Below are 11611 nucleotides of genomic sequence, written 5' to 3'. Positions count from 1 at the left end.
GGTGCGTTAATCCCTTTCATCTGGTGACAGGCGACGGCGGCTGAAGAATTTCAGGCCACGCCACAGCAGCCAGGCAACAATAATCACGGTGAGCGTCGATATGACCGCGAGCCAGATGGGATGTTGTGCTAATGCGTGCCAGATACGTTCCCACCACGGCAGATGACCGACGTAATAAACGTCTCCGACACGCAGATTATTGATGCCTGACTCGCGGATGACGGAAACGGAACCGAACAGTGATGCTCTTTTCTCGCTGTCGATTAGCGCGTTGTTGAGTAACGCATAGCCCTGTGGACTATCGGCCAGTAGGGCGACAACACTGCGCTGGTCGTGATACGGGGATTGAAAGCCAATAATCGCCGACATCGCACCCGCGCTGCTGACGGTGGTTTTACTGTCTGGCTTCGCGTCAGAATCGGGCGAGCCGATGTCTGGGATAGCGGTCTGGCGTATCGGCTGTTTGATCCAACTTTGCGTTTGCTCGACCAGTAGATTGATCTTGCCGTCGTCATGCAGTTCAGGCGGGATCGCGCCGATCATCAAAATATCGCTGTCCTGTTTGTCGACCTGTGTCCAATCATCGCTGAGCTGTACCGCCAATGCTGGGTAGCCAGTTTGTGCCCCAATATTGCCGATGGCGTTCAGCATTGCGCTGACCTGAGCGGGTTGAGGCTGTTTGTTCACCAGTACCAGCGTTTGTGACAGGTCAGCCAGCCGGCTGAATGGGTAGCCCGCATTGGCAAAGGCACGCAGATCCGGCATCGCCATAAAGTGGCGATAACCAGAGAAGTTAATGGTTGAATTGCTATCGATGACGGCGTGATTCACGACCGGTGTATAGGTTTCACAGCGGTCAGCAGTGCCGCTGGAGAGCAGCGTGGTGTAATTGAAATCAAAGCGCAGCTGGTTGATGGTGCCGAGTTTCAACGCAGGGATAGTCAGGGTTTTGTTGGAATCCAATAACCCCTGTGTGAGCGGCAAACGCATCAACAGTGAATTCTGGTCGTGTTCCGCTGCCAGCGAGAAGGCTTGTACAAACTGATTATTTAGATTGATGCTCAGACGTGAACCGTCCTGCACCTGCGGCGCGGTGTAGCGATATTTCAGGCGCATATCGATGCCCTGACTGCGGATAAGAAACAGGTCAGGCGGCAGGTTCATCGTCAGTGAAATTGGCCGAGGTACGATACCGTCGGTCTGCAACTGCTCGTTATATTGCTGAAGCTCGGCGAAGGTCATCGGGCGGTCGGTGCGTACCCAGTTTGGCGCATCATACGGTTGGCGTGGGGCGAGCTGTTCGACCTTATCGATGGTAACGCTTTGCCCACGGAACAGCGTGTTCCCCTGTGCAATGCCCTGCACGGCGGTGAGCAACTCATTATCATCACGACCCTGTACCAATAACAGCTTAACGTGGGGATCGTCAGGGTGGCTGATGATAGACACCGTCGGTCCGTTTACGGCCGGGGCATCACGCAGGAAATCAGGGCGCTTGTCGTTGGTGGCGAAAACAATGCCGTGGCGATCTGGCAGTTGGTTGAAAAGAGCAGGGAAAGATTGCCCACGCCATTGTGCTTTGCTGCCAAACCAGGAGGCGAGCATGGCGGCGGCACGCTGTTGCACCAGATCCGGCTGGCCTGCGAAGACGATAGGTAGCGTCAACGGTCGGGTATCGCGGCTGTCAAAAAACGGTGCGGGGAACGGCGACAGGTCGTCCTTCAGCGTCAGCTTCTGGAATTGCAGATTGAGTGCGCTGGCTTTGCTGATATCCAGCCACAGGCTGGTGCTGGCGGGGTTTTCACAGATGTTTTGATAATGGCCGACGAACACCAGTTGCAGACGGTTGAAGTCCGTGATGTAGCGCGGGTCGATAGGAACACGGACACGGTTGGATTTCCCCATCTGCTCTTTGCTAATGGTGGTAACGCCCATCAGCTCATTGTTCAGGTAAACCTTGATATGAGATTCGGTGGGGATCAGCGCCGGTGACGGCGTAAACTCCAGATCGAGCGAGGCTTGTGTCACGACTTCATCGCTGCGAACGCCGAATTCAATCTGTCCGTCGGGATTAATACCGCGCAGCGCAAAGGAGCCCGGTGCAGGCGCAATTTGCGCAAACGGCAGTACCATGTTGCGCACGGCGGCGTTGGCTGACGGCTGCACCAGTGGGATCGTGGGCATGTTCGTCGTAGACATGCCAGTCGCTGGCGCGGCGGTGGCAGCATTGGCGGGTAGCTGGGCGGCACCTCCCGCAGCCGGAGTGGGTGCGTGCGGCGCGGTGACAGCCTGAGATAATGAGCTGACGCCTAAAGCCAATGCGGTGAACCAGATTATTTTTTTCGTCATTGTGTCATCATCGATGTTAAGGGTCTTTTTCTTTGTCGGGAAAAAGACCGTTGGTCACGGCCTGTGAATGGCAATCAAGCCACTGTCTTTTCTGTAAACAGGTTCTCTTGTGCAAATCGCGTTTCATGGGCAGACGGCGTATTGCCCCGATGTACGGCCTTTTTCGCCAGTACAGCATCTGGCTGGTCAGTTACTGCGCGTCTTCCTACATAGCGCGGGATGAATGACACAACCCACACCACGATGTTGAGGAAGGCCAGGATAATATTGCGTATCACTGGCGGTGCGTAATCTGCCAGACGCAGGTAGCCGCGAAAGCCAAGTGCCAGTACATCGACCAGACTTTCGACCGGTTTATCCTGCGGGAAGCTGTCTTGCCAGAGCGCCCAGGTATCGGCGCGGGCAAAGGTACATTGAATGAAATCAATATGCTGGCGGATGCTCAGGTTGGTCATGCGTAAGCCAATTTTGTTGTCGAATGCGCGGGTGACGCTGAAAGGGAAGGCGTACTCCTGCTGGCCGCGTTTTAGCAGCAGCGAGACGTTGTCTCCGACCTGAAGAATACCTGATTCACGGGCTTCAACGCCGACTCCGCCGTCAGAGTAGTCGCGCAAGACGCAAGGGAAAAGGTGGCCATCGGCACGGAGGATGGAAGCGGACATCGACATTTCCACCCGGTGGGCCTGACGTACCTGCTTGGCTTCTACGGCAACCGCGACGGCTCCGCCTAAAATGGTCATGTTGTACACGACCCACAGCAGGCTGATGAGCACCGTCATGATCTCTTCCGGCGGCCCGTAAATCAGACGCCAGAGGCCATACACGACCCCTGCGATATTCAGCAGCACCAGCACCAGATAAGGTCGCGTAATCACCCAATCGACATGCTGTTCTTCCACCAGTCCGCCTTTGGCCGTCACGTTGAATTTCCCTTTGTGTGGGTTAAACAGCGCGACGGTAGTCGGGCGGGCGATGTACCACGCCAGCACGGTTTCATAGATTTCACTCCAAAAAGAGTGGCGGTAGCGGCCCTGAATGCGTGAGTTGGTCAGGCTGGCGTGTACCATGTGTGGCAGCACGTAGAGCGCAATAGCTAACGCCGGGGCGAAGATGATGTAAGCGTGCATCAGGAGAAACGCCAGCGGCGCGGTCAGGAAGATCAGCCGGGGAATACCGGACAGAAAGTGCATCATGGCGTTGGCGTAACACAGCCGCTGTCCTAGCTTCAGCCCTTTGCCGAACAGCGGGTTATCCAACCGGAAAATTTGCACCATCCCGCGCGCCCAGCGAATACGCTGACCGATGTGAGCCGAGAGACTCTCGGTTGCCAGTCCCGCCGCCTGCGGAATGCGGATATAGGCTGAGCTGTAGCCACGGCGATGCAGGCGCAGTGAGGTGTGGGCATCTTCCGTCACTGTTTCGACCGCGATACCGCCAATCTCATCCAGCGGTTTACGCCGCAGAATGGCGCAGGAGCCGCAGAAGAACGTGGCATCCCACATGTCGTTACCGTCCTGAACCAGACCGTAGAACAGCGTGCCTTCATTGGGCGTACGGCGGAAGCGTCCCAGATTGCGTTCGAATGGATCGGGCGAGAAGAAATGGTGCGGTGTTTGTAACATCGCCAACTTTTTATCTTTGAAAAACCAGCCCATGGTTAACTGCAAAAAGGAGCGGGTAGGGACGTGGTCGCAGTCGAAAATGGCAACGAACTCGCCTTTCGCCTGCTTCAGGGCATTGTTGATGTTACCGGCCTTGGCGTGTTCGTGCGTGACGCGGGCGATGTAATGGACGCCGACTTCCTCTGCGAAGGCTTTAAATTCGGCGCGGCCGCCGTCATCCAGAATATAGATGTTGAGCTTGTCTTTAGGCCAGTCGATGCCTAGCGCGGCATACACCGTCGGTTTCACGACGCTCAGTGGTTCATTATAGGTCGGGATCATCAGATCGACGGTCGGCCACGTTTTGCTGTCTTCCGGCAGTGAAACCGGATGACGGTTCAGCGGCCATATCGTCTGAAAGTAGCCTAGCACCAACACGACCCAGGCGTAGGTTTCCGCTGCGAGCAGTAACAGGCCACATACCAGGCTGACAGGGTCGTCCCAGTTCAGGGTTTCGGTATAACGCCACCACAGGTAACGACACGACACCGTGAAAGAGAGTGCGATCATCATGAGCGTCGGCATGCGTCCCGGCATATTGCGAACGAGCATGGCGATGCCCCACAGCAGCGTCATGAAAATAAACTGCGACAGCAAATCAAACGGCTGCGTGATGCACAGCAGCGCCAGCGCCGCACACAGCAGACTCAGTGCCACCGTGACCAGCCTTTGTACGCGGTTCGTCGGTGTGGTGCCTGATTGACTATCTTCGCGATCGTTCGTATTCGCGTGGCTAAAGCGGGCGAACAGCGCTTGCTGCGCGTTCATGTAGCGTTGCCGCCAGCGCGGCAGCGCGGAGAAGTAATTGCGGCGCGATGTCGGCAACTGGCCGTTTTTGATGGTCAGCAGCCAAATACCCTGCGTCACATAGCGAAGCACATCGGCTGGGCGCGGGCGCTGAGGCGAGATGTGCGGGAACCAGTAGGTTCGCTGCGCGCGAATCTGTTGCCATCCCTCAGACTCCAGCCGCAGGACGATCCAGCCGAGTATCGCAAACAGCGTGGCGAAAAAGGCGGCAAAGGCGGAGGCACCCTGCTGACGATAGCTGCGGTAGCGCCGCTGTATCGCCTGTCTGGCGGGCGGAACGAGGAACAAGCGCAGGATGCCACTCATACGCCGCTTTCCTTAACGTGAATCAGGCACCAGTTTGCCAGCGTCATGATCTCTTCCGCTGCCACGCTGTCCGGGCGACATTCGCCCAGCGGTTGCTTCAGCATCAGCGATTCTGCTAAGGCTTCGTCACGGTGTACCACCAGCGGCAGCAGGTGTGACAGCGTGTGCAGCCAGAGCTGGTGCAAATCCTGTTGAAGTGTGCTGAGAGTAGAAAATTGATTCACCAGAAAATGGCACTGGCGCGGCAACGCCTGCTGATGTAAGCGCGAATGGCAGTTGGCATCGGCCACCACCACCTGAAAAACGGTATTCGCGGTGGCTAACGCCTGCCGCGTGAGCGGGCTATTGTCTGCCGGTACATCGATCAGTATCCAGCGATGGCGACCCGCCGCGCTGAGCTGTGCCAGATTGTTTTGCCAGAGTGCGGGGTGCTGGTGGTAATGCTGTTGGAGCGTCGCGATCTCCTGTGTATTCAGGCGACCAAACGGCAGGAAATCCAGTCCGGGGAGATATTGCATGGCACCCGTTTGCCACGGCGCGCCATCGGCTTCCGCTCGCGCCCAGCCGCGGCGCTGTTCAAACGGCATATTAAAATTAATGCGCAGCAAGTTGTCCGGCGAAAAATCAATCACCAGTGCGGATTCGCCCAGCCGTTGGAAGGCCCAACCCAGCGCGGCGGCGATTGAGGTGGTGCCTACGCCTCCGCGGATTCCTTGCAATGCAATAACGGGCATTGTCAGTTGCTCCCAGCCGGTTCTTTTAATTCATCCAGCAGCGGCCAGCGAGCCATCATTTGGCTCAGGCGCGCCTGACGGGAAATATCGATATAGCTTATTTCAGGCAAAGAAAAAGCCTGACTGAGAACCCGTAGATCGTCGTCGGTTCTTGCATTTTCGGTTAAATCGGCGCGTGCGCTGGTATCTATACGAGTCGGTTCGTTATTCATCCCATGCCTCTGAAATAGGCTATCCATTATCATTGATATCGATAAAGGGAAAACATCCAAATAACAGATGTGGTGCGTCTTTTACTGCACCCATAACAGACAGTCTGGCAGATGAAGGGTTATGCCTCTGCTGTCTTTAATAAGGAGTCAGGTGTGCCCGTTAACTATAGCAATGAATTGATGATTGCAATGTGAATAGGAAAAAATAGTAACGGGTGATTTATCAAGGGATAGGAATAATTTATAGCGCAAAGTTGTGATCCTTCGGGGGGCTGCTAGAGTTTATTTTGACTGTGTTATTAAGGTGGAACGCTGCCATTAACGGAAAAGAAAATCAGTCTATGAAGCAGAACTTTTCATTAGGTATCCGTCATCTTTGGGATGAGTTGGCTACGCTCCAACTGGCGGGATTTTATTGGGTGAATATTGACCGACAGGTTGATGCCGCATTATTTTGCCAACAAGTTATGCATAGCCAAAATAACGACGCGAGAGTGGCGTTAATCGGCTGTGGGGAACGGTCTGACGCGCTGTTGACGACATTGTTTAATACCGAAACAAAACAGTTATCTTGCTATATATTGCCGGAAAATAAAGCCGCGTTGCTGAATTTAACCGATGACTTGATGCGCGCATTACGTCCGAAACATCGTCTGTTAGTGCTTTATGCTCCCGCCAGCCTGTGGAGAGATATCTCACCGGAAAGACTACAGCGCTGGGTGGATGACACGGCAGTATGGCTACATCAGCGCCAATGTACGCTGGTGGTTCTCAGCCATAGCAGCGGCGTAACCCGTTTGAGAAATATGTTGATCTCCCAACACCGCGGGCTTTACGGCTTGGCCAGCCTGCAATGGCAGCAGGATCGCGCACAGTATCTGGTGTCATGGTGGGCAACGGAAAGAGGCGTGCGGGCGAATAAGGTACAGATGCTGCAACCCGATCATGGCGGTTGGCAAATGCTGGCGGAAGAGGAACCCATCCTCACACCATCTCTGAATGACGATGGGCTCTTTTTGATGGAAAAGAGCGTGATGGAGGGTGCCCCCGCGCTGTCAGAAAATTGGCAGTTACTGGACGATAATGCCATTTTGGTACAAACCGGCATGTTGACGAATGCGGCGACGCTCGTTTTTGCACTGAATCAAACCAATCAGGTGGATACACTCGTCAAACAGGTTCATAGCCTGCGGCGGCAGCGTGGTGAATTGCTGAAGATTGTGGTGCGGGAAATGAAGCCCTGCCTGCGCGCCAGCGACGAACGCTTGCTATTGGCGTGTGGCGCAAATCTTATTGTCTCCCATTCAGAACCGCTATCTCGCTTCCTGACACGGATTGAAAGCGTGCAAGGGCAGCGCTTTACTAAACATGTTCCTGTCGATGTCGAGGTTCTGCTGACCACCATGCGGCCGCTGCAAATTAAGGGCTATCAGCCGCCTGAGACCTTTCGCCAGTCTGTGCAAATGTTGATTGATAGTACATTGATGCCTGAAGGCAGCAAAGGCGTGCTGGTGGCATTGCGCCCGGTTCCGGGGGTGCGAGCAGCGCAGGTGCTGACGCTGTGCACGCTGCGGCGTTTTGGTGATGTCGTCACGATCGCGCAGGGCCGTCTGTTTTTATTTCTGTCTAATTGTCGTTTGAATGAATTGGATATCGCGTTGAAGTCTATCTTCCGTCTTCCGGTAGATGAAGTGTTCAGTAATCGGATTGTGTGGTCACAAGACTTACAGATTTTAGCGGAAATCAAATCGTTGGTGCAGGACAGCACTTCCGGGCAAGAACAGCAGATTAATGATTACGTCCAATTGCAGCAGACCGAATCTGCACCACGCAGCCAAACGCCGCGGCGTGAGCCTATTGCGATTGATTTACTAAACCCTGATTTACTGGGACCCGATTTACCGACCCGTGTGCCGGGAGAACCATCATGATGAATCTGATTGATATCGTTCAACTGGTGCTATTAAGCGCGGTCATCTTCTTTACGCTTGGCTATTTGGCGCACCGTGTGGTCCCCCACTGGCTTCAGTATTGGAAAAACAGGCTATTGTCGCCGCGTTACCTGAAGCCAGCAAGTGTCTGGATGCGTAGCCCTTCTTCAACCAAGACGGTCTCAACCAAGCCGACTTCAGCAGAGACTAAAAAATAAAATGGACGAAAAAACACGCAAGCAACAGCAAGATACGAAAAAACAGCAGGATACGTGGCGCTACTGGCGTGGTCTCGGTGCCTGGAATGTGTATTTTTTGCTGAAATTTGCCCTGTTATGGTTTGGATACCTGAATTTTCATCCGCTGCTTAATCTGGTCTTTCTGGCATTTTTGTTGTTCCCCATCCCCAACGTCACGCTGCACCGCTGGCGTCATATTATTGCCATTCCGCTCGGTATCGGGCTTTTTTACCACGATACCTGGCTGCCGGGCATCAACAGTATTCTCAGCCAGGGGACGCAGGTTGCTGGCTTTAGCGCCGCCTATTTGCTGGAGCTGTTAGACCGCTTCATTAACTGGCAAATGGTCGGTGCGGCGGTGGTTATCATCGTGGCTTACCTGTTCTTCGCGCAGTGGATTCGTATTACGGTGTTTACCGTGGCGGCGCTGGCATGGCTAAACGTTGTTAATCTGGCAGGCCCTGCCGTTTCGCTGATGCCTGCGGCATCGACGACGCCCGCGCCCTCGGCCGCGGCTTCCCCAACGGGCGGAGAGACCGCGCTACCCGAGGCCACCTTACCGCCAACGAACGCGAACCTCACTGCTTATTTGAACCAGTTTTATACGCGAGAAAAGGCGCGCACCACGGCGTTTCCTACCGTGCTGCCACAGGATGCGCAGCCCTTTGATCTCCTGATTATCAACATTTGTTCGCTGGCATGGTCGGATATAGAAGTGGCGCAGTTGGAAAATCATCCGCTGTGGAAGAAGTTCGATATCCTGTTCCGTCAGTTTAACTCTGCTACCGCGTATAGCGGACCGGCGTCAATTCGCCTGCTGCGGGCAAGCTGTGGTCAACAGTCTCACACCGATTTGTACCAGCCAGTGAACCAGCAGTGCTTCTTGTTCAGTAATTTGGTGAAACTGGGTTTTGAAGAGCAACTGATGCTCGATCATTCCGGCGTCTTTGGGAATTACCTGCGTGAGGTGCGTGAAGAGGGTGACATTCAGATTCCGATGCTGTCACAGGAGGGCATCAGCCACCAGATTACCTCGTTCGACGGTGAGCCGATTTATAACGATTTGGAGCTGTTAAATCGTTGGTTGGGTGAGCGAAATAAAGCAACGACGACGCGTAACGCGACCTTCTTCAACCTGATTCCGCTGCATGATGGTAACCGCTTTGTGGGCACCAACCAGTCGGCTGACTATGCGCCACGTGCAAAGATTCTGTTTGACCAACTGGATGCTTTTTTTGACGTGTTGCAGAAATCTGGTCGCAAAGTCATGGTGGTGGTGGTACCGGAGCACGGCGCAGCGCTGGCTGGCGATAAGATGCAAATGTCTGGCCTACGTGATATTCCCAGTCCGAGCATCACGCATATTCCTGTCGGCGTAAAACTGTTTGGTTTGCAGGCCCCGCATCAGGGCGACGCGCTGGAGGTGACGTCACCGAGCAGCTATCTGGCGATTTCGGAACTGGTCGCGCGGATGGTGGACGGCAAAGTGTTCACCGCACCTTCTGTGGATTGGCAAACGCTGGCGAGCACGTTGCCGCAAACGGAAGCGATTTCGGAGAATGAGAACGCGATCGTGATGCAATATCAGGGAAAACCCTACATTCGTTTGAACGGCGGAGACTGGGTGCCATATCCGCAATAGCGTCAATCGCCATAACATAGTGCGAATCGTTTAAGTATCGAGATACACGGGCGACCACCGGGGTGAGGCATCTCTGCGGGAACCTCCCCCTGTGTTTCCCCTAAAAACGGGCTTAAGTGAGCAAGAGTAGCCCGTCATCACACGTCTTATCGGGTAGCGGCGAGGCTGCTGCTGCCCGCCTTTCTTCATCGCTCGTTATCTTCGCACTGCCCCTGAATCGCTATGCTGGCTTATACAGGGGATATCCCCTATTCTGAGGCCGCGTTACGGCTCCCGCCAAAGGGAGCCTAGGATTAAGATGAAATCCCCTGAGCACCAGCAGAAAACAGCGTTGAGGCGGCGATAAGCTGCCTTATACTGTTTCCAGCGCGCTACTGGTGCGCGTGGCGGTGCGTTTTTCGCGCTGTGTATGGGTCAGATATTCAGATCTGCATAAAAAGGTTGACGGAGAAAGCGCTTGCGGCTCAGACGTTCATTAACGATTAAACAGATGACAGCCGTGTCTGCCGTGGCACTGGTGACAATCAGTCTGTTCATCGTCATACAGCTTTTCCACTTCGTTCACCAGCGCCGTGAGGATTATGCCAAGCAGTTGGAAAGCATCGCGTATTCCGTGCGTCAACCACTGACGGACGCGGTGCTACAAGGGGAGGTGCAACGCGCTGGCAATATTCTGGATAGCTTGCTTCCGGTTGCCTTTCTTAGCCGGGCAGATGTATTGCTGCCGGATGATTTTCAGACGCTCCACGCCAATTTCCCGAAAGAACGCCCGGTGCCGGACTGGATCGCGCGGGTCTTTAAGCTGCCGATCCGTATCTCTATTCCACTCTATTCGCCACCGCAGACGCAATATTCGGCACCGCTGGCGCATCTGGTCTTGCAGGCAGATTCCTATCGGATGTATCAATTTATCGTCAGCACCTTTTCAACCATGTTGGCGACGTATCTGCTGCTGGCGTTGATTATGTCGATCGCCATTACCTGGTGCATTAACCGACTTCTGATACACCCGCTGCGTGGGATTATTGTCGAGTTACAGAATCTACCGCCGGATGCGATGCTTCACCGACCCCTCACGCTGCCACCCTGGCATCAGGATGATGAGCTGGGCGCGCTAGTGCGCAGCTACAACCGTAATCAACAACTGCTGGAGCAATCTCTCTCTGCCAGTACTGAAGGTGTCGGGTTGCCGGACAACGCGCATTTTATACGACGCCTTGAGCAGCGTCTGGCGGATGCGACTCCGTTTAGCCTGCTCGTTTTTGGGCTTGATTCCTCCGCCAGCCAGAGCGATATGGCTGCGCTTGCGAAGCAATTCTGTGCGGTGATAGAAGAACAACATGAGGCAGGGAGCCTTTATCTGGCGCGCCTCGATTGTGACGAGTTCGCCATCATCGGGAAGACGCTAGAATCCGCTGGACGGGCGCAAGATTGGGCACAAAACGTGATGCTGGCGATTAATTCCCCCTTTTTACCTACGGGATCGCACCCTGCTCGGGCTGTCAGCGCCGGTGTCCTAACGATTACCGACCCTCGGCCAGAGGAGGCGGCACTGCGTTTGTCGCAGGCGCGTTTCGCCATGCAGCTGGCGCGGTGTGATAAGAAATGCGGTATTCATCTCCTTATCGCGTCTTCCTGAGTATTAAAAGGTAACGAAAATGTTACTTTTTATCGTGGTATTCCCTGAACGGCATCTTCCCCGTATAGCGGGGCTTTGAGAGCTTTTTACG

General features: G+C 54.5%; 8 protein-coding genes. 4 read left to right on the top strand and 4 right to left on the bottom strand.

Features of this window, described 5'->3' with window-relative positions:
* Positions 1-6: 6 nt before the first annotated feature.
* The 4 genes from bcsB to bcsR form a co-directional block, all read right to left on the bottom strand.
* Positions 7-2349, bottom strand: coding sequence for a cellulose biosynthesis cyclic di-GMP-binding regulatory protein BcsB (gene bcsB / locus A6301_RS18210; RefSeq protein ID WP_234258424.1), 2343 nt, complete (start codon positions 2347-2349; stop codon positions 7-9).
* A 74-nt stretch (positions 2350-2423) separates the two neighbouring features.
* Positions 2424-5123 (bottom strand): UDP-forming cellulose synthase catalytic subunit, encoded by a 2700-nt coding sequence (gene bcsA, locus A6301_RS18205; protein WP_234258423.1) that lies wholly within the window; start codon positions 5121-5123, stop codon positions 2424-2426.
* Positions 5120-5857 carry a cellulose biosynthesis protein BcsQ gene (bcsQ, locus tag A6301_RS18200; RefSeq protein ID WP_014917066.1) on the bottom strand — a complete coding sequence of 246 codons (738 nt, stop codon included), beginning with the start codon at positions 5855-5857 and terminating at the stop codon, positions 5120-5122. The genes bcsA and bcsQ overlap by 4 nt, the downstream gene beginning before the upstream one ends.
* A gap of 2 nt (positions 5858-5859) precedes the next feature.
* Positions 5860-6069 (bottom strand): cellulose biosynthesis protein BcsR, encoded by a 210-nt coding sequence (bcsR, locus tag A6301_RS18195; protein WP_165800637.1) that lies wholly within the window; start codon positions 6067-6069, stop codon positions 5860-5862.
* 341 nt (positions 6070-6410) lie between these two features.
* Here bcsR and bcsE point away from each other — a divergent pair, with 341 nt between their 5' ends.
* From bcsE to A6301_RS18175, 4 genes are all read left to right on the top strand, one after another.
* On the top strand, positions 6411-8000 hold the full coding sequence (bcsE, locus tag A6301_RS18190; RefSeq protein ID WP_107168721.1) for a cellulose biosynthesis protein BcsE: 1590 nt from the start codon (positions 6411-6413) through the stop codon (positions 7998-8000).
* Positions 8000-8218, top strand: coding sequence for a cellulose biosynthesis protein BcsF (gene bcsF / locus A6301_RS18185; RefSeq protein ID WP_234258494.1), 219 nt, complete (start codon positions 8000-8002; stop codon positions 8216-8218). The genes bcsE and bcsF overlap by 1 nt, the downstream gene beginning before the upstream one ends.
* Position 8219: 1 nt before the next feature.
* Positions 8220-9881 carry a cellulose biosynthesis protein BcsG gene (gene bcsG, locus A6301_RS18180; protein WP_234258422.1) on the top strand — a complete coding sequence of 554 codons (1662 nt, stop codon included), beginning with the start codon at positions 8220-8222 and terminating at the stop codon, positions 9879-9881.
* Positions 9882-10371: 490 nt separating this feature from the next.
* Entirely contained in the window at positions 10372-11520 is a 1149-nt protein-coding gene (locus A6301_RS18175) for a HAMP domain-containing protein (protein ID WP_107168637.1), read from the top strand.
* Positions 11521-11611: the final 91 nt, after the last annotated feature.

Source organism: Pectobacterium sp. IFB5596 (assembly GCF_021432585.1).
Lineage (GTDB): Bacteria > Pseudomonadota > Gammaproteobacteria > Enterobacterales > Enterobacteriaceae > Pectobacterium > Pectobacterium punjabense.
The sequence above is the reverse complement of the archived record's forward strand: the minus strand, read 5'-3'. Positions and strand labels throughout refer to the sequence as shown.

Bases quoted from the DNA above. Each gene is read 5' to 3' on its own strand.
- bcsB (WP_234258424.1), bottom strand. From the start codon at position 2,349: ATGACGAAAAAAATAATCTGGTTCACCGCATTGGCTTTAGGCGTCAGC.
- bcsA (WP_234258423.1), bottom strand. From the start codon at position 5,123: ATGAGTGGCATCCTGCGCTTGTTCCTCGTTCCGCCCGCCAGACAGGCG.
- bcsQ (WP_014917066.1), bottom strand. From the start codon at position 5,857: ATGCCCGTTATTGCATTGCAAGGAATCCGCGGAGGCGTAGGCACCACC.
- bcsR (WP_165800637.1), bottom strand. From the start codon at position 6,069: ATGAATAACGAACCGACTCGTATAGATACCAGCGCACGCGCCGATTTA.
- bcsE (WP_107168721.1), top strand. From the start codon at position 6,411: ATGAAGCAGAACTTTTCATTAGGTATCCGTCATCTTTGGGATGAGTTG.
- bcsF (WP_234258494.1), top strand. From the start codon at position 8,000: ATGAATCTGATTGATATCGTTCAACTGGTGCTATTAAGCGCGGTCATC.
- bcsG (WP_234258422.1), top strand. From the start codon at position 8,220: ATGGACGAAAAAACACGCAAGCAACAGCAAGATACGAAAAAACAGCAG.
- A6301_RS18175 (WP_107168637.1), top strand. From the start codon at position 10,372: ATGACAGCCGTGTCTGCCGTGGCACTGGTGACAATCAGTCTGTTCATC.